Source organism: [Actinomadura] parvosata subsp. kistnae, from assembly GCF_900323885.1.
Classification (GTDB): Bacteria; Actinomycetota; Actinomycetes; order Streptosporangiales; family Streptosporangiaceae; genus Nonomuraea; species Nonomuraea composti.
On sequence record NZ_OOHJ01000008.1, the window covers coordinates 69650 to 88268 of the forward strand.

15 protein-coding genes are annotated in these 18619 nt (G+C 73.0%); 5 read left to right on the forward strand and 10 right to left on the reverse strand.

From position 1 onward, the window contains the following. The first annotated feature begins 140 nt into the window (after positions 1 to 140). From KIS93_RS08600 to KIS93_RS64840, 3 genes are all read left to right on the forward strand, one after another. Complete coding sequence (locus KIS93_RS08600; RefSeq protein ID WP_155128024.1) at positions 141 to 1538, forward strand: tetratricopeptide repeat protein; 1398 nt, start codon at positions 141 to 143, stop codon at positions 1536 to 1538. Positions 1539 to 1595: 57 nt separating this feature from the next. After that, the gene (locus KIS93_RS08605; protein WP_080040537.1) at positions 1596 to 2423 is read left to right on the forward strand and encodes a PIG-L family deacetylase; all 828 of its coding nucleotides are present in this window, start codon (positions 1596 to 1598) and stop codon (positions 2421 to 2423) included. A gap of 160 nt (positions 2424 to 2583) precedes the next feature. After that, a complete protein-coding gene (locus KIS93_RS64840) occupies positions 2584 to 4263 on the forward strand; it encodes a PQQ-dependent sugar dehydrogenase (protein WP_186404024.1) in 1680 nt (559 codons plus the stop codon). A 29-nt stretch (positions 4264 to 4292) separates the two neighbouring features. Here KIS93_RS64840 and KIS93_RS08615 read toward each other — a convergent pair whose 3' ends face one another. Then, a complete protein-coding gene (locus KIS93_RS08615) occupies positions 4293 to 5300 on the reverse strand; it encodes a helix-turn-helix transcriptional regulator (RefSeq protein WP_186404025.1) in 1008 nt (335 codons plus the stop codon). Between the two features lie 109 nt (positions 5301 to 5409). Between KIS93_RS08615 and KIS93_RS08620 the strand changes: the two genes are divergently transcribed. Further along, positions 5410 to 8829: a S8 family serine peptidase gene (locus KIS93_RS08620; RefSeq protein WP_080040539.1), complete on the forward strand. Its 3420-nt coding sequence runs from the start codon at positions 5410 to 5412 to the stop codon at positions 8827 to 8829. 143 nt (positions 8830 to 8972) lie between these two features. Here KIS93_RS08620 and KIS93_RS08625 read toward each other — a convergent pair whose 3' ends face one another. From KIS93_RS08625 to KIS93_RS08640, 5 genes are read right to left on the reverse strand one after another with little or no spacing between them, the layout of a single operon-like run. Next, positions 8973 to 9971, reverse strand: a complete 999-nt coding sequence (locus KIS93_RS08625; RefSeq protein WP_222107352.1) for a LacI family DNA-binding transcriptional regulator — start codon at positions 9969 to 9971, stop codon at positions 8973 to 8975. A 45-nt stretch (positions 9972 to 10016) separates the two neighbouring features. Beyond that, the gene (locus tag KIS93_RS08630; RefSeq protein WP_080040541.1) at positions 10017 to 10826 is read right to left on the reverse strand and encodes an ATP-binding cassette domain-containing protein; all 810 of its coding nucleotides are present in this window, start codon (positions 10824 to 10826) and stop codon (positions 10017 to 10019) included. Next, a complete protein-coding gene (locus tag KIS93_RS08635) occupies positions 10823 to 11563 on the reverse strand; it encodes an ABC transporter permease (RefSeq protein ID WP_222107353.1) in 741 nt (246 codons plus the stop codon). The genes KIS93_RS08630 and KIS93_RS08635 overlap by 4 nt, the downstream gene beginning before the upstream one ends. Further along, complete coding sequence (locus KIS93_RS63220) at positions 11542 to 11793, reverse strand: hypothetical protein (RefSeq protein WP_222107354.1); 252 nt, start codon at positions 11791 to 11793, stop codon at positions 11542 to 11544. Before KIS93_RS63220 ends, KIS93_RS08635 begins: the two co-directional genes overlap by 22 nt. Positions 11794 to 11795: 2 nt before the next feature. Continuing rightward, the gene (locus KIS93_RS08640) at positions 11796 to 12779 is read right to left on the reverse strand and encodes a sugar ABC transporter substrate-binding protein (RefSeq protein WP_186404026.1); all 984 of its coding nucleotides are present in this window, start codon (positions 12777 to 12779) and stop codon (positions 11796 to 11798) included. A gap of 126 nt (positions 12780 to 12905) precedes the next feature. Between KIS93_RS08640 and KIS93_RS08645 the strand changes: the two genes are divergently transcribed. After that, complete coding sequence (locus KIS93_RS08645; RefSeq protein WP_080040543.1) at positions 12906 to 13826, forward strand: carbohydrate kinase family protein; 921 nt, start codon at positions 12906 to 12908, stop codon at positions 13824 to 13826. 21 nt (positions 13827 to 13847) lie between these two features. On the opposite strand, the gene rhaS is transcribed toward KIS93_RS08645, so the two are convergent. From rhaS to KIS93_RS08665, 4 genes are read right to left on the reverse strand one after another with little or no spacing between them, the layout of a single operon-like run. Then, positions 13848 to 14915: a rhamnose ABC transporter substrate-binding protein gene (rhaS, locus tag KIS93_RS08650; protein ID WP_080040544.1), complete on the reverse strand. Its 1068-nt coding sequence runs from the start codon at positions 14913 to 14915 to the stop codon at positions 13848 to 13850. Between the two features lie 9 nt (positions 14916 to 14924). After that, positions 14925 to 15962: an ABC transporter permease gene (locus KIS93_RS08655; RefSeq protein WP_080040545.1), complete on the reverse strand. Its 1038-nt coding sequence runs from the start codon at positions 15960 to 15962 to the stop codon at positions 14925 to 14927. Next, positions 15955 to 16980 carry an ABC transporter permease gene (locus KIS93_RS08660; protein WP_080040546.1) on the reverse strand — a complete coding sequence of 342 codons (1026 nt, stop codon included), beginning with the start codon at positions 16978 to 16980 and terminating at the stop codon, positions 15955 to 15957. The genes KIS93_RS08655 and KIS93_RS08660 overlap by 8 nt, the downstream gene beginning before the upstream one ends. Positions 16981 to 17032: 52 nt before the next feature. Continuing rightward, positions 17033 to 18550 carry a sugar ABC transporter ATP-binding protein gene (locus KIS93_RS08665; protein ID WP_080040547.1) on the reverse strand — a complete coding sequence of 506 codons (1518 nt, stop codon included), beginning with the start codon at positions 18548 to 18550 and terminating at the stop codon, positions 17033 to 17035. Between the last annotated feature and the right edge of the window lie 69 nt (positions 18551 to 18619).

The following is an 18619-nucleotide window of genomic DNA, read 5'->3' on the forward strand; positions in this document are numbered from 1 at the left end:
CCTTACCTCCCGAGAGGTCTTTTCAGACCACCCCGAGTGCCCGTGAATCGCGCATGTAGGCCTCCACCAGGCGCTGCCAGCGACGATGCCGCTGGTTAAGGGTGCTACTGGTTGCGGGTGCCGCTGGTTACAGTGGTGCGGTGACCCACGACCAGCACGGCCTGGCGATGACGGGCGCGAGTGCCGCGGCGGTGCGCCACTACGACCGGGCGATCGACGAGCTGCTGCACTTCAGGGCCGAGGTGGACGCCGAGGCGAACGCGGCGCTGGCCGAGTCGCCCGACTTCCCGATGGGCCACGTCCTGAGCGCGTACCTGGGGCTGCTGACCACCGAGGCCGAGGACGCCCGCACGGCGCGGGCCCGCTTCGGGGCGTTCCTGCGCCGCACCGACGGCGCCGCGCTGCTGCCACGCGAGCGGGCGCACGTCGCGGCCGTGCGGGCGCTGCTCGGCGGCGACTTCCTGACCTGCGGGACGCTGCTCGCCCGGATCACCGCCGAGCACCCGCGCGACGCGCTCGCGCTGGCCGCCGGGCACCAGATCGACTTCTTCACCGGCGACGCGCGTATGCTGCGCGACCGCGTCGGCGGGGCGCTGACCGCCTGGCACGACGACGACCCGCACTTCGGGCACGTGCTCGGCATGTACGCCTTCGGCCTGGAGGAGGCGGGCCACTACGACCGCTCCGAGGAGGTCGGGCTGCGGGCCGTCGAGCTGAACCCGCGCGACGTGTGGGGCATCCACGCGGTGGTGCACACGTACGAGATGCAGGGCCGCTTCGGCGACGGGCTGCGTTACCTCGACGCGCGCACGCCCCACTGGTCGTCCGGGACGTTCTTCAACGTCCACACCTGGTGGCACTACTGCCTGTACGCGCTGGAGACCGGCGACGTGCCCCGCGTCCTCGCCATCTACGACGCGGTGCTGGCCGCCGGGCAGGGCTGCATGGAGCTGCTCGACGCCGCGGCGCTGCTGTGGCGGTTGCACCTGGAAGGCTCCGAGCAGCACGAACGCTGGCGGGCGCTGGCCGACGCCTGGCCGGAGCGGGTCGCGGAGCCGTTCTACGCCTTCAACGACATGCACGCGGTCATGTCGTACGTCGGCGCCGGGCGCATCGGGGAGGCGGAGAAGCTGGTCGCGGGGCGGGAAGCGTACGTCGCCGAGCCGCACCCCGGGGTGACCAACCACGACATGACGCTTCGGGTGGGGCTGCCGGTGTGCCGGGCCATCGTGGCGTTCGGGCGGGGCGACTACGAGAGCGTGGTCGAGCTGCTGCTGCCGATCCGGCACCGGGTCAACGAGTTCGGCGGCAGCCACGCGCAGCGCGACGCCGTCCAGCGCACGCTGCTGGAGGCCGCCCTGCGCGTGGGGCGGGCGGACGTCGCCAGGATGCTCATCAGTGAGCGGATCGGCGTGCGGCCGTGCAGCCCGTACAACTGGCTCAAGCAGGCGGCCCTGGCCGACGCGCTCGGCGACGGCGCGGCGGCGGCCCTGGCCCGCGCCCGAGCGGGCGAGCTCGCCCGCGCCGCGACCGCCTGATCCTGCTGAAGGCGCCTGGCCCGGAATTGTCGGAGGCGCCGGGTAGTTTCTGCTCACATGGATCGGCAACTCACCTTGATGGTCGTGCACGCGCACCCCGACGACGAATGTCTCAGCACCGGCGGCATCCTCGCCCGTTACGGCGAGGAGGGCATCCGCACGGTCCTGGTCACCTGCACCAACGGCGAGCAGGGCGACGGCGAGGGCGGCGTCAAGCCGGGCGAGCCGGGTCACGACGACGAGGCGGTGGCCCGGCGGCGGCTGGGCGAGCTGCGCGAGTCGGTCGCCCACCTGGGCATCGACCATCTGGAGCTGCTCGGCTACCGCGACTCCGGCATGGACGGCTGGGACGGCAACGGCCACCCCGACGCGTTCGCCAACGTGCCCGTCGACACCGCCGCCGCCCGGCTGGCCGCGCTGATGGAGCACTACCGGCCGCAGGTCGTGGTGACCTACGACGAGACGGGCGGCGGCGGTTACGGCCACCCCGACCACGTGCAGACGCACCGCGTCACGGTGGCCGCCGCCGAGCGCACCGGCATCCCCGACAAGCTCTACTACACCGCCATCCCCCGGTCGGCGATCAAGCGCATGTTCGAGCTGATGCGTGAGCACGGCGCCGACATGGGCGACTTCACGCCCTCCGACGACTTCGGCACCCCCGACGAGCGGGTGACCGCCGTCGTCGACGTCTCCCCCTACACCGAGCGCAAGCTCAAGGCCCTGCGGGCGCACGAGAGCCAGGGGGAGAACATCTTCCTGCTGCGCATGCCGGAGGAGGCGCAGCAGCAGGCGTTCTCGCACGAGGCGTTCGAGCGGGTGCTGAGCAAGGTGGACGCGCCGGACCACGAGGAGGACCTGTTCGCGGGCCTGCGCACCCCCTGACCCCAGCCAGCCACGGACGTCCTGGCCGCCCGCGCCGTGAAAGTTTCATCGTCGCGGCGGCCGTCGGCGCAGATCACCGGGCTCGCCCGGCCGGCGCCGGTTGAGATCCGGTCGCGAGGGTGCTTACGGTGCCGGCACCGATCCGGTCAAGGAGCGTGTCATGCGTGCCCGTGCCGTCCCCGTGCTGGTCCTGGCCCTGCTCTCCCTCGTCCTCGGCGTCCCCCCGGCGCACGCGCAGGTCGTGGGCGGGTTCGACTTCGCCAGGGCGGAGGTGGCGGTCACGGGGCTGCAGGTGCCGTGGGCGATGGCGTTCCTGCCCGACGGCAGCGCGCTGGTGTCCGAGCGCGGCACGGGCCGCGTCATGCAGGTGCGCCCCGGACAGGCGCCGGTCCAGGTGGCGACGGTCAGCGGGGTGAGCGCGTCGGGTGAGAGCGGGCTGCTGGGCCTGGCGGTCTCGCCGTCGTACGCGCAGGACGGCTGGGTGTACGCGTACTTCACCAGCACCAGCGGCGACAACCGCCTCGTCAGGTTCCAGCTCGGCGCCCCGCAGACGCAGACCGTGATCTTCTCCGGGGTGCCGAGCGCGACGATCCACGACGGCGGCCGCATCGCGTTCGGCCCCGACGGCATGCTGTACGTGGCCACCGGCGACGCGAGCAACACCGCCAACGCTCAAAACCTCGACAGCCCGGCCGGCAAGATCCTGCGCATGACGCCGACGGGCGGCGTCCCGTCGGGCAACCCGTTCCCCGGCTCCCGCGTCTGGAGCTACGGCCACCGCAACGTCCAGGGCCTGGCCTGGGACGCGCAGGGCCGCATGTACGCCACCGAGTTCGGCCAGAACACGTGGGACGAGGTCAACCAGATCGTCGCGGGCGGCAACTACGGCTGGCCGACCTGTGAGGGCACCTGCTCGAACACCTCCTTCCGCAACCCGATCGTCACCTGGACGACGGCCGAGGCGTCGCCGAGCGGGCTGGCGTACGCGAACGGCACGCTGTTCGCGGCGGCGCTGCGCGGCCAGCGGCTGTGGGTGGTCCCGCTGACGTCCGGCGGCGGGGCGGGCACGCCGGTGGCGGAGCTGCAGTCGTCGTACGGGCGGCTGCGCGCGGTGGCGGCCGGCCCCGACGGGTGGCTGTGGGTGGCGACGAGCAACCGCGACGGCCGCGGCACGCCGGTGGCGCAGGACGACCGCATCATCCGGATCCCGCCCGCGTCCGGCGGCACCGACACCTCCCCGCCGACCGCGCCCGGCCTGCCGTCGGCCTCGGGCACGACCGCCACCTCGACCACCCTGACGTGGGCCGCCTCGACCGACGACGTGGGCGTGACCGGCTACGACGTGCTGCGTGCCACGGGCGCGTCGGGCGGCTCGTTCACGCAGGCGGGCACGTCCGCGACGACCACGTACACCGACACGGGCCTGACGGCGGGCACCACCTACCGCTACCAGGTGCGGGCCCGCGACGCGGCCGGCAACCTGTCCCCCGTGTCCGGCACGGTCACGGTGACCACCACGACGGGCGGCACGCAGGGCGGCTGCACGGCGACGGCGACCACGCAGACGCAGTGGGGCACCGGTTACGTGATCCAGCCGGTCACCGTCGCCAACACGGGCACGTCGGCGCGCTCCGGCTGGACGGTGACGTTCACGCTGCCCGCCGGGCACGCGGTCACGGGCTCGTGGAACGCGGTGCTGACCGTCTCCGGGCAGACCGTCACGGCCAGGAACGCCGCGCACAACGGCACGCTGGGGGCGGGCCAGAGCACCACGTTCGGCTTCCAGGCCACCCGCCCGAGCGGCAACACGAGCCTCCCGTCGGGCTACACCTGCACCTGAGCCCGGCACCTCCCGAGCGGTCCAGCGGGTCAGATCCAGCCGCGCCGGGTCGCCTCCATGGCGAGCTGGAAGCGGGTCCGCACCCCGAGCCGCCCCATCAGCCGCGTGAGGTGCCGCTGCACGGTCCGCTCGCTCCACCCCAGTGCCCGGCCGGCCGCCTTGTCGGTGGCGCCGGCGGCCAGCAACGTGAGCAGCCGCTCCTCGTCCTGCGACAGCTCCCGCCCCGGCTCTCCCCCTGGCTCCTGCGCGGTGAACCGGACCGGCCGGCTGCGCTCCCACAGCGCCTCGAACAGCGCGATCAGCGCGTCCAGCAGCGGTGACGGGTGGATGAGGTACGACGCCGACACGACGCTGTCGCCGGCCCGCAGCAGCGGGATGATCGCCAGCCGGTCATCGGAGATGCCGAGCTTCATCGGGACGGCGGCGATCCTGGCCTGCTCGCCGTGCTGGAGGCCGGTCATGACGTCGTCGAGCCAGCCGGGCAGCTCCAGCACGCTGGTGTCGTAGATGACGCGATACTTCACGCCGTTCCGGAGCTGCTGGAGCTCGACCGGGTTCGGCTCGGTGTGCTCCTGCGGGGCGGCGTACGGCGGCCGGTCGAAGCCGCGCATCTGCACCCGCGTGTCCTGCTGCATCCGCGCCCACCGGTGGTTGACCTCCTCCCGCCCCGAGACCACCTCGATCAGCTCGCCAGGATGGGCGAAGCGGGTGCCGGCGCGGTAGACGTCCATGAGCGTGCGGATGTGGCCGCGCACGTCGTCGAGCTCCCGCTCGCGCTGGCGCAGGATGGCCTCCAGCCCGCTGTCGGGCGAGACGGCGACGTAGCGGACGGGCCGGCCGGTCGAGCGGGTGGCCAGGCCCAGCTCGACGAACGACTGCAGGACCCGCCGCGCGGACGGGGGCGGCAGGTGGCAGTCGGCGACGATCTCGGCGACGGTCGCCTGCGTGCGGCGAACGAGGGCGTCGTAGACCTCCTCGTCCTGACGGCCGAGTCCGATGGCCTCCAGCATCGCCGCCTCCGGGGGTGTCGGGTTCACGTCACGTGACTGAAACTCGTCATCAACGGATCTTGTCAGGAAACATCGGAGGATGTCAGCGTTCTCGGTGCACCATCGGCCCCAGCGGCCACGATGATGAAGGAGCCCCATGCCGCTGACCTCCCGCCGTTCCGCCGGGCGGCGCCTGCTCGCCGCCGTCTTACCCGCCGTTGTGATGACCTCAGGGACGTACGGGATGATCGTCGCGAGCCCGGCGCGGGCGGAAACCGCCACCGTCGCGCCCGGCAGCGAACCCAAGATCGACGCCAAGCTGGTCGAACAGATGAGCAGCGCCCGAGGCCGCCTGGAGGCGGTCGTCGTGCTGCGCACCGCCCAGGAGCCGCCGCCCGTCAAGTCTGCCGCAGAGTCCGCCGCCGAGGCCCGCGCGGCGCTGGCCGAGAGCGCGGCGCCCGTGCAGGACCCGGTCGCCGCGTTCGTGCGCTCGCGCGGCGACCAGGTGGTCAACACGTTCTGGCTGAAGAACATGATCCTCGTCCGGGCCACGTCCGGCACGCTCGGCGCCCTGGCCGAGCTCGACCTGGTCGAGCGGATCATCCCCAACTTCACGCTCACCGCCCCCGAGCCGAGCAAGGCCGCGGCGCCCAAGCTCGCCGGCGCCACGACCTGGGGCCTGGCCAAGATCGGCGCCGACCGGGTGCAGGACGAGCGCGGGCTGACGGGCAAGGGCGTGCGCGTGGCCGTGCTCGACACCGGCATCGACGTCACCCACCCCGACCTGAAGGGCAAGCTGGTCAGCACCGACGCCGCCGACCCGAAGGCGCCGGGCGGCTGGATCGAGTTCGACGCCGACGGCAAGCCGGTGGCCAGCGAGCCGCACGACAGCGCCTACCACGGCACGCACGTGGCGGGCACGATCGCGGGCGGCGACGCCTCCGGCACGCGCATCGGCGTCGCACCGGGCGCGAAGCTGATGGCCGGCCTGGTCATCCCCGGCGGGCGGGGCACGCTCGCGCAGGTCATCGCCGGCATGCAGTGGGCGCTGGCGCCGTACAAGGCGGACGGCACCCCGGCCGGCGAGCCCGCCGACGTCGTCAGCATGTCGCTGGGCGCCGAGGGTTACGCCGACGAACTGGTGGAGCCGGCCAGGAACATCTACCGGGCGGGCGCGTTCCCGTCCTTCGCCATCGGCAACGAGTGCTCGCCCGGCGGCTCCGGCAGCCCCGGCAACGTGTACGAGGCCGTGGCGGTGGGCGCGACCGACGCCAACGACGACGTGCCGGACTTCTCCTGCGGCGGCGTGGTCAAGCGCACCGACTGGTTCGACGCGCCGCCGGAGTGGCCGGACGAGTACGTCGTCCCGGACGTCTCCGCCCCCGGCGTGGACGTGGTGTCGGCCATTCCCGGCGGCCAGTACGCCGCGCTGAACGGCACCTCGATGGCCACCCCGCACGTCTCCGGCACGGTCGCGCTCATGCTGGAGGCGCGCCCCGGCCTGACCGTGGCGGCGGCCGAGGAGATCCTCGCCGGCACGTCGGTCTCCGACGACCGCTACGGCCCGCGCCCGAACCCGCGCGTCGGCCGGGGCCGCATCGACGCCTACGCCGCGGTGGCGGAGGCGGCGCTGACCAGCGGCGTGCGCGGCGTCGTCACCGACGAACGCAGCCACCGGCCGCTGAGCGGCGTCAAGGTCGCCAGGGCCGACGGGCGCGGCACGGTGACGGACGCGGACGGCCGGTTCGAGCTGCGGCTCCCCGCCGGGACGCACACGCTGACGCTGTCCAGGTTCGGCTACGTGACGGCGTCGAAGACGTTCAGGGTGAGGGCCGACCGGCTCTCGGACGTGCGGCTGGAGCTGGAGCGGACCCGGTGGAGCACGGTCTCGGGGCGGGTGACGTACGAGCCGACCGGCGCGAGCGTGCCGGGCGCGACGGTCACCGTGCTGAACGTCCCCGACGTGCTGACGGGCACGACCGACGCGAACGGCCGCTACACGATCAAGGACGTGCCGGCCGGCGACCACCAGGTGGCCGCGCACGCGGCGGGCGTCTCCAGGTCGGACCCCGTGGCCGTGACGGTCGGCCGGGGCAGGGCGGGCGCGGACGTCGTGCTGCCGCGCCGCCCCCGCACCGAGCGGCTGTCGCTGGGGCCGGACGGGCGCCAGGGCAACCACGACGCGTGGTGGCCGGAGCTGAGCGGCGACGGCAACGTGGTGGTGTTCGCCAGCTTCGCCTCCAACCTGACCGACGACGAGGACACCAACGGCGAGCTGGACATCTTCGCCACCGACCGGCGCACCCGGGAGACCCGGCGGGTGTCGGTGCCGAGCGGCGGCGGGCTGGCCGACGCGTTCTCGCTGTCGCCGACGGTCAGCAGGGACGGGCGGTTCGTCGGCTTCAACAGCGGGGCCACGAACCTGGTGCCCGGGGACACGAACGAGCTGTCGGACGCGTTCGTGCACGACCGGCAGACCGGGACGACCGAGCTGCTGTCGGTGGCGCCGGACGGCACGCCGGCCGACGGGCCGTCGGGGCCGCCGAGGTTCAGCGCCGACGGGCGGTTCGCCGTCTTCGACAGCGACGCGGCCAACCTGGTGCCGGGCGACACGAACGGGCGTACCGACGTGTTCCTGCGCGACCGGCAGGCCGGCACGACTTGGCGGCTGTCGGTCACGCGGGACGGCGCGCAGGCGGACGGGAACTCGCGGGAGCCGACGATCAGCGCCGACGGCCGGTACGTGGCCTTCCAGAGCAGTGCCGACGCCCTGACCGCCGGTGACGCGAACGGCGTGATCGACTCGTACGTGCTGGACCGGCAGACGGGGACGCTGACGCGGCTCGCCGTGCCGTTCCCCGACGAGGAGACCACCGGGCCGGTGATAAGCGCCAGCGGGAACGCCGTGGCCTTCACCAACGGCGCCGGCCTCGGCGAGCTGTACGTGCAGGTGCTCGGCAGCGGGAAGTCCGCGCTGGTGTCGGCGACGACCGGCGGCCGGCCGGCCCGCGCCATGTCCTTCGCCCCGACGCTCACCGCCGACGGGAGCCGGGTCGCCTTCTACAGCGACTCCCCCGAGCTGGTCGCGGGGGACACGAACGGGCGCGACGACGTGTTCGTCCGCGACGTCGCGGCGGGCACCACCACGCGCCTGTCCACCGGCCCGCGGGGCGAGGAGGGCGACGGCCGCGCCGGCCTGCCGTCCATCAGCGAGGACGGCCGGTACGTGGCCTTCGAGAGCGGCTCGGCGAACCTGGCCGAGGGCGACACCAACCACCGGGACGACGTGTTCGTGCACGACCTGGTGGCCGGGCCGGAGGCGCTGTTCACGGTGAGCGGCCTGGAGATCTCGGGCTCCCGGGAGGTGCGGGTGCGGGCGCTGGTGAAGAACGTGGGCGAGCGGGCCGGCTCGTACGAGGCGGTGCTCGTGGTGGACGGCGAGGAGGTGCGGCGCCGCAGCGTGCCGCTGGCCTCCGGCAGGAGCACCACGGTCGCGTTCGACGTGCGCCGGATGGCGGCGGGCCCGCACACCGTCGAGCTGGGCCCGCTGAGCGGGCGCTTCACGGTGAAGCGCTGAGCCGTGCGGAACGGGGCCGTCCCAAGCGGACGGCCCCGGACCGTGCGGAACGGCCCAAAACGGCCCCGGACCGTGCGGGACGGCCCGAATGGCAACAAACCGTGCGGGACGGCCCAGAACGGCCCTAGGCCGTGCGCGGCGGCCTAAATCGTGCGCGGCGGCAGTTCGCCCGAGCCGCGCACGATGAGCCGTGTCGGCACCGTGACACGGCGGGCCCGGGAGCGGTCGCCGTCTAAGCGGGCCAGCACCAGCCCCGCCGCCGCGGCCCCCACCGCCGCCGGGTCCTGGGCGACGGCGGTGAGCGGCGGGTCGAGCGCCTCGGCCAGCGGCAGGTCGTCGAACCCGACCAGCGCCACGTCCTTGCGCCCGGCCCGCGTCAGCGCGACCACCGCCCCCATGGAGGCGAGGTTGTTGCCCGCGAACAGCGCCGTGGGCGGGTCGGGCAGCGCGAGCAGCCGCAGCGTGGCGCGGGCGGCGGCCTCCAGGTCGTGCCCGGTCTCCACGAGCGCCCGGTCGAACGGCAGCCCCGCCGCGTCGAGCGCGTCGCGGTACCCCTGGAGCCGCTCCCTGCGCGTGTAGAGGGCGGCCGGCAGGTCGCCGACGAAGCCGATCCTGCGGTGCCCGTGCGCGATCAGGTGCGCCACGCCGGCCCGCGCACCTTCCCGGTTGGCGCTGACCACGCAGTCGGCGGTCAGCCCGGCGGCGGGCCGGTCGAGGAAGACGATCGGCAGCCCGGCCACCCGCTCGGCCCGCAGGTGGCGGTGGTCGCCGTCGGCGGCGGGGACGACCATGAGGGCGCTGACCCGGCGGGCCAGGAACGTGGCGATGAGCGCCTGCTCGTGCCCGGCCGTCTCGTCGGAGGAGCCGACGATGAGCGTGAGCCCGCGCGCCCGCACGGCGCCTTCGACACCGCCGGCGACGGTGCCGAAGAACGGGTTGCCCAGCTCGGGCACGACGAGGCCGATCGCGGCGTCGCGGGCGCCGACGCGGGTGTTGCGGGCCATGAGGTTGGGCTGGTAGCCCAGCCGCCGGACCGCCTCCATGACCCGCCGCCGGGTCTCCGCGGCGACCGGGCCGTCGTCGTTGAGCACCCGGGAGACGGTCTTCGCGGTGACTCCGACCTCACGGGCCACATCAGTCATCGTCGGACGCCGCATTCCAGACATCTTGTCAGACCAGGCATCCGGTCAGAGACCGATGGCCTTCGCCGCGTCCTGGTCGGCCACCACGGACTTGCCGTCCGACACCTGGAGCGCGCCGGTCATGATGGCGACGACCTCGGCCATGCTGTGCTCGCGCGGGCTCAGCTCGGCGACCCGGCGGCCGAGCCGCTGCACGTGCACGCGGTCGGCGATCTCGAACACGTGCGGCATGTCGTGGCTGATCAGCACGACCGGGGTGCCCCGGTCGCGGACCTGCCTGATGAGGTCGAGCACCTGGCCGGACTCCTTGACGCCGAGCGCCGCGGTGGGCTCGTCCATGACGACGACGTGCGTGGCCCACGCGACGGCCCTGGCCACGGCCACGCCCTGCCGCTGCCCGCCCGACAGCGACTCGACCGGCTGGGACAGCGAGCGCAGCCCGATCTTCAGCTCGGCCATGTGCCGGGCCGACTCCTCGCGCATGCGTTTCTTGTCCAGCATCCGGAAGACCTTGCCGAGCAGGCCGGGCTTGCGCAGCTCGCGGCCGAGGAACATGTTGGTCGCGATGTCGAGCGAGGCGGCGATGGCGAGGTCCTGGTAGACGGTCTCGATGCCGTGGCGGCGGGCGTCGAGGGGGTCGCGGAAGCGCACCGGTTTCCCGTCGAGCCGGATCTCGCCGGCGTCGGGCTGCAGGGCGCCGGTCAGCGCCTTGATCAGGCTGGTCTTGCCGGCGCCGTTGTCGCCGATGACGGCCAGCACCTCGCCCGGCATGAGGTCGAAGTCGGCGCCGTCGAGGGCGGTCACGTGCCCGTACTTCTTGACCAGGCCGCGCGCCTGGAGAACGGGAGTGGTCATCGCATCCTCCTGCGGGAGAGCTGGTCGACGGCGACCGCGAGGATCACCAGGACGCCGGTGATGAGCGTCTGGTAGATCGACGGGACGCCCATGAGCTGCAGGCCGTTGCGGAAGACGCCGACGATGAGCGCCCCGACGAGCGTGCCGAGCACCAGGCCCCGGCCGCCGAACAGGCTGGTGCCGCCGAGCACGACCGCGGTGATGCTGTCGAGGTTGTCCGTCTGGCCGGCCTGCGGGTCGCCGACGCCGGTGCGGGAGACCAGGAGCAGCGCTGCGACGCCGTAGACGAGGCCGGCCAGCGTGTAGACGCCGACGGTCAGCCGGCGGGTCCTGATGCCGGTCAGCCGGGCCACCTCGGGGCTGTTGCCGAGCGCGTACACGTGACGGCCCCACGCGGTGGAGCCGAGCAGGTACGCGAACAGCAGGAACAGCAGGATCGTCAGCAGCGAGCCGTAGGTGACGTTCGTCTGCCCGACCTGGAAGGTCTGGCCGAGGAACGTGAGCAGCGCGGGCAGCTCGGTCACCGTCTGCTCGTTGGAGTAGATGTGCGTGAGGGCGAACGCCACGTTCAGCATGCCGAGCGTGACGATGAACGGCGGCAGCGAGATCCGCGTCACCAGCAGGCCGTTGACCAGCCCGAACGCGGCGCAGACGGCGAGCCCGGCGGTCAGGGCGAGCAGCGGCGGCAGGCCGGAGTCCACGGCCAGCTTGGTCATCACGATCCCGCCGAACGCCATGATCGCCCCGCAGGCCAGGTCGATGCCGCCGTGAGGATGATCAGCGTCTGCCCGATGGCCAGCGTGCCGACCACCATGACCTGCTGGATGATGAGCGAGAAGTTGGGGCCGGTGAAGAACTGGTCGCTGTTGATCCCGAAGAACAGGCAGGCCAGCACGAGCGCGGCCAGGGGCCCGGCGACGGGGGTGCTGATGAGGCGGCGCGGCAGTGGCGCTTCGATGACGGCCATGCTCAGCCCCAGCAGTTGGCCAGGCCGAAGGAGGTGTCCTTGGCCTCGACCCCGGAGACGGGCTTGTCGGTGATGAGGGTGACGCCGGTGTCGGTGTAGCCGGCGGCCTTCTTGCCGCTCTTGGCGAAGTCGGCGACGGCCTTGACGCCGTCCTCGGCCATCTTGAGCGGGTACTGCTGGCTGGTGGCGGCGATCTGGCCGGACTGGACGGCCTTGGTGCCGGTGCAGCCGCCGTCCACGGAGACGATCAGCACGTCCTTCTCGCGGCCCTTGGCCTTGAGCGCGGTGTACGCGCCGAGCGCGGCGGGCTCGTTGATGGTGTAGACGAGGTTGATGTCGGGGGCCTTCTGCAGGCAGTTCTCCATGGCGGTCTGGCCCTTGGCCTGGTCGCCGCGGGTGTCCTGGGAGCAGACGACGGACGGGTCGCCCGCCGCGACGCCGAAGCCCTTGAGGAAGCCGTCGTGCCTGAGCTGGCCGACGGTGATGCCGGGGGCCAGGTCCAGCGTGGCGATCTTCGCGGGTTTGCCGGCCATGGCGGCCTTGGCGTACTGGCCGATCAGCTCGCCGGCCTTGAAGTTGTCGGTGGCGAACAGCGCGTCGGTGGCGTCTTGGGGCTCGGTGGGGGTGTCGAGGGCGATGACGAGCACGCCCGCGTCGCGGGCCTTCTTGATCGCGGGGACGATGGCCTTGGTGTCGCTCGGGGTGATGAGGATGCCCTTGACGCCGGCGGCCACCATGTTCTCGATGGCGGTGATCTGGGCGGCGTTGTCGCCGTCGAACTTGCCCGCGGCGCTCATCAGCTCCATCCCGTTGGCCTGCGCCGCCTTCTGGGCGCCTTCCTTCATCTTGACGAAGAACGGGTTGGTCTCGGTCTTGGTGATCAGGCCGACCTTGGGGGTGGCGGAGGAGGCGCTCTGCCCGTTACCTCCGCAGCCGGCGAGCAGCAGTGCGGTGACGAGCAGTCCGGCCGGAAGCTTCGCATTCATGACGGTTCCTATCAGGGGGGATTCGATGTCATCGTTGACATATGTCATCGTTGACATCGGCTGTGTTGCGATGATGAACTCCGATCCGGAAAACGTCAACGCCCCCCACCGGAAAGGTCCGACCAGATGATCGCCGTCCTGGGCGAGTGCGTGGCCGACAGCTTCACCGACCGGCCCGCGGCGGGCTCCGCCGAGCTGGTGCTGCGGGCGCTGCCCGGCGGCGGCCCGGCGAACACGGCGGTGGCGCTGGCGCGGCTCGGCACGCGGGCGCGCTTCCTCGGGCGGCTCTCGCACGACGTGTTCGGCGCGCTGTTCCGCGAGCACCTGTCCTCGTCGGGGGTCGACCTGGCGGCCTGCGTGGTGGCCGGGGAGCCGAGCACGCTGGCGGTCGCCGCCCTCGACGAGCGCGGCCGGGCCGAGTACACCTTCTACGCCGCCGGCACCGCCGACTGGCAGTGGACCCCCGCCGAGCTCGACCAGACCCGCCTCGGCTCCGCCTCCTGCCTGCACACCGGCTCGCTCGCGCTGGTCAAGCAGCCGGGCGCGGCGGCCGTGGAGGAGTTCGCCAGGGCGGCCGCCGCGCGGGCCACGATCTCGATCGACCCCAACGTGCGCCCCAGCCTCGCCGCCCGCGAGGACTACCAGGTGGAGCGCTGGTGCGCGTTCGCCGATGTGCTCAGGCTCAGCGACGACGACCTCGCCTTCCTGCTGCCCGGCGTGCCGCCGGAGCGGGCCTGCGACCGCTGGCACGACGCCGGGGCCCGGCTCGTCGTCATCACCCTGGGCGCGGCCGGGGCGCTGGTGTCGCTCGACGGCGAGCGGGCCAGGGTCGCGGCGCCGCGCGTGGCGGTGGTCGACACCGTGGGCGCGGGCGACGCGTTCACCGCCGGGCTGCTGCACGCCCTGGAGGCCAAGGGGCTGCTCGGCGGCCGGCTCGACGGGCTCGACATGGAGACGGTCGTCTCGGCGGCCGAGCTCGCGGCCCGGGTGTCGGCGCTGACCTGCTCGGTGGCGGGCGCCGACCCGCCCTGGGCGTACCAGCTGTGAGCCCAGGGCGGGGGCGCCTGTCTAGAAGTCGAAGTCGTCGATGTTGTCCTTGGTGAACACGAACGGGTCGCCGAGCAGCACGGTGCCGTCCTTGCCGACGGTGTACTCGCCCAGCTTGCCCGCGGTGAACTTGTCGCCCTCCTTGCCGGTGATCAGGCCGGAGGCCAGCGCGCCGCCGGTGTAGGCGGCCAGGTAGCCCAGGTCCGACGGGTTCCACAGGGCGAACGACTTGACCGTGCCGTCCTTGACGTAGGCGCGCATCTGGTTCGGCGTGCCCAGGCCGGTCAGCTGCACCTTGCCCTTGTAGGCCGAGCCGGACAAGTAGCGGGCCGCCGCCGCCACCCCGACCGTGGTCGGCGAGATGATGCCCTTCAGGTTCGGGTACTTGGCCAGCAGGCCCTGGGCCTCCTGGAAGGACTTCTGGTCGTCGTCGTCGCCGTAGACGGTGGCGACCAGCTTCAGTTTGCTGTTCTCCGGCTTGGCCAGCTCGGTCTTCATCATCGCGATCCAGGCGTTCTGGTTGGTCGCGTTCGCGGTCGCGGACAGGATCGCGATCTCCCCGCCGTCCGGGCCGACCGCCTCACTGATCAGCTTGATCTGGGAGGCGGCGATGCCCTCCGCGCTGGCCTGGTTGATGAAGGCGTCCCGGCAGGACGGGTTGGTGTCGGAGTCGTAGGTGACCACCTTCGCGCCGGCGGCGCGGGCCTCCTGCAGCGCGCCGCAGATGGCGTCCTTGTCGTTGGCCGAGACCACGATCACGTCGGTGCCCTGCTGCGACAGCGTGTTGATGTAGGAGACCTGGGCGGACGGGCTGGCCTCCGACGGTCCTGTCTGGCTGTAGACGCCCTTGAACTCCGCCACCGCGACCTTGCCGCCCTTGTTGTCGGAGGCGTCGAAGTAGGGGTTGTTGACCTGCTTGGGCAGGAAGGCGATCTTCAAACCCTCCTTGATCGTCTTCGCGCCGCCGCTCGCCCCCGTCTGAGCGGGGGCGGCGGGCTCCTCGGCACTGGCGCAGCCGGTGGCGGCGAGGGTGAGCGCGGTGAGCATCGCCAGGGCGACCGCCCGGCCGCCTCGCATTCTCGCTGACATGGTGTGTCCTCACTCCTGGGGCAGGGGGGTGACGGGCCGCCGCCGGCGCCATCGCTCGCGCAGCATGGCGGCGACGTTGGGGCCCACGACCGAGACGATGAGCAGGGATCCGGTGATGATGGTCAGGGTGTTGGCCGGGACGTAGGCCAGTTGCAACGCGTTGCGCAGGATGCCGAGCAGCACGACCGCGGCCAGCACACCGGCCAGCCGGCCGCGCCCGCCGAAGATGGACACCCCGCCCAGCAGGACGGCCGCCACCACGGCCAGCTCCAGGCCGTTGCCGTTGTCGGCGCGGGCGCTGGCGTAGCGCAGCGTCCAGAACACCCCGGCCAGCGCCGACATCGCGCCCGTGGCCACGAACAGCCAGAACTTGGTGCGGGCCACGTCGATGCCGGTGAAGCGGGCGGCCTCGGCGTTGTTGCCCATCGCGTACAGGCCGCGGCCGATCGGGGTGGCGTGCAGCACCAGGCCGAACACGACCGCCAGCACCGCCACCACGATGATCATCCACGGGATGGTCAGGCCCGGGATCGGGGCGATCGCCCCCATGGTCCACTCCGGCGGGTAGTCGGCCACCGCGCGGTCGCCGAGCACCACGTACGCCAGCCCCCGGTACAGGGCGAGCGTGCCGATCGTGACCGCTAGCGACGGCAGCCCGAACGCGGTCACGAACAGGCCGTTCACCGCGCCCAGCAGCGCGCCGAGCAGCAGCGCGACGGCGACCAGCACCGGCAGCGAGGTGACGCCCCACAACCAGAGCTGGCCCATGACCGTGCAGGTCAGGCCGAGCACGCTGGCCACCGACAGGTCGATCTCGCCGGTGACGATCACCAGCGTCATGGGCAGCGCGATCAACGCGATCGGGATGACCTCCAGCGTGACGAACCGCCAGAAGCGCGGGCTGGCCACCCCCTCGATCGCCAGCGCGCCCACCCCGACCACCAGGACCAGCGCGACGAGCAGGACGGCGTCCCAGGAGCCGGCCACGGCGCGCAGGCGGGTCGCGCGCTCGCCCCTTCCCGGAGCCCGCGTCGCGCGCTCAGCCATTGCCGTTCCTTCCTCTCAGGGACCGGGCCAGGCGGACCGCCAGCGCCCGGTCCAGGCCGATCGCGGCCAGGATCAGCGCCCCCACGGCCGCCCGCTGCCAGAACGGGCTCACCCCGAGCACCGGCAGCGCGCTGCTGATCGTGGTCAGCAGCACCGCGCCGAGCGCGGCGCCGTAGACCGAGCCGCTGCCGCCGAAGATGGCCACGCCGCCGACCACGACGGCGGCCACCACGTTCAGCTCGAAGCCGGTGCCGGCGTTGGCGTCCAGGGTGCCGAAGCGGGCCGCGTACAGGACTCCGGCCAGGCCCGCCAGGGCGCCGCTGGCGACGAACGCGGCGAACACCCGCTTACCGACCGGGATGCCGGCCAGGCGGGCGGCGGGCGGGCTGGAGCCGATCGCGTACAGCTCCCGGCCGCCGCGGTACGTGCGCAGGTAGTAGCCGGCCGCCACCAGCACCACCACGGCGAACAACGCGAGCACCGGCACGCCCAGCACCGTGGCGCTGCCCATGCGCAGGAAGCCCGGCGGCATGTCGGCGGCGTTGATCTGGCGGCCCGTCGCCCAGGTGTAGTCGATGCCGCGGAAGACGTACAGGGTGCCGAGCGTGACCACCAACGCGGGGACGCGGGCGGCGGCGATCAGCGCGCCGTTGACCACCCCGCAGGCCGCGCCGAGCAGCACGCCGGCGGCCAGCGCGAGCGGCACGGGCAGGCCCGGGTTCGCCACGAACAGGCTGCCCGTCGCGAACGCCGACAGGCCCAGCACCGAGCCGACCGACAGGTCCACGTTGCGGGTGATGACCACGATGCTCTGGCCGACCGCGAGCACGGCGAGGATGGTCGAGCCGAGCAGCAGGTCCTTGATCCCCTGCGCGGTCAGGAAGCGCGGGTTGACCAGCACCGTCACGCCGACCAGCAGCGCCAGCGCGACCGCGATGCCCAGCTCCCTGATCACCAGCACGCGGTGCACCAGCCGGGTGCGCTCCTCGGCCCCGCCGAGCACCCCGACCGCCGTCATCGCCCGCCTCCCCGCACGCCGGCCGCCCTGCGCCACCGCACCGACCGGGCCCTCATACGACGCCCCGCTGGCCCGTCGCGGCGAGCATGACCGACTCCTCGTCCGCCCGCGCCCGCGGGATCTCCGCGGCCAGGCGGCCCTCGTGCATCACCAGCACCCGGTCGGCCATGCCGAGCACCTCGGGCAGCTCGCTGGAGATCATCAGCACCGCCACGCCCTGCCCGGCCAGCTCCGACAGCAGCCGGTGCACCTCGGCCTTGGTGCCCACGTCGATGCCGCGCGTCGGCTCGTCCACGATCAGCACCCGCGGCTGCGTGGACAGCCACTTGGCCAGCACCACCTTCTGCTGGTTGCCGCCCGACAGGGTGGAGACGGGGTCGGTGAGCCGGGCGGTCTTGACCCGCAGCCGCTCGCTCCACTCGCGGGCGGCCGCCCGCTCGCCGCCGCCGAGCAGCAGCCCGAGCCGGCTCAGCGACCAGCGCCGGGTGAGGGTCGCGTTGCGCTCGACGGACAGCTCCATCACCAGGCCCTGCTGGCGCCGGTCCTCGGGGACGAGGGCCAGCCCGGCGGCGATCGCGGCGGCCGTGTCACCCTTCGGCAGCGGTTTCCCGCCGGCCAGCACCTCGCCCTCGTCGTAGCGGTCCACGCCGAACACGGCGCGGGCCACCTCGCTGCGCCCGGCCCCGACCAGCCCGGCCAGCGCCACGATCTCGCCGGCGTGCAGGGTGAAGGAGACGCCGGTGAAGGCGCCGTGCCGCGTCAGCCCCCGCACCTCCAGCCGGGCCTCCAGCCGGGCCTCCCCTGGCGCCGTCGCGGTCTTGGGGTAGAGGGACGACACCTCGCGGCCGACCATCCGGCGGACCAGCTCCTCGACGGTGAGCTCGGAGGCCGGCCCGGTGGAGACCCAGCGGCCGTCCCGCATGACCGTGACGCGCCGGCACAACGCGAAGATCTCGTCGAAGCGGTGGGAGATGAACAGCACCGCCGCGCCCGCCTCGCGCAGCGAGGCCACCACCGAGAACAGCCGCTCGACCTCCACGCCCGACAGCGCCGCCGTCGGCTCGTCCATGATCAGGATGCGCGCGTCGAACGCCAGCGCCTTGGCGATCTCCACGAGCTGCTGGTCGGCGATGGACAGCCCGCGCGCGGGCCGGTCGGGGTCGAGCTGGATGCCGAGCCTGGCGAACAGCTCGGCCGTCGCGGCCCGCATGGCCCTGGCGTCGATGCGGCGCAGGGAGCGCAGGGGCTGGCGGCTCATGAAGATGTTCTCGGCCACGGACAGGTCGGGGAACAGCGTGGGCTCCTGGTAGATCACCGCGATGCCCGCCGCCTGCGCGTCACCGGGGCCGGTGAGTCTCAGCTCCTTCCCGTCCACCGTCAACGTGCCCGTGTCGGCCTGATGGGCGCCGGCCAGGATCTTCACCAAGGTGGACTTGCCGGCGCCGTTCTCGCCCACCAGGCCGTGGACCTCGCCGGGCCAGAGGTCGAGCCGTACGTTCTGGAGTGCTCGCACGGCGCCGAAGGATTTGCTCACGTCACGCAGCGAAAGGATGGGAGGTGGTTCACTCATGTGCCCTCCGGCCAACGTTTCGGCAAAACGTTTTAAGGTGTCCAGAACGTAAAACGGCGGCGTGTAACG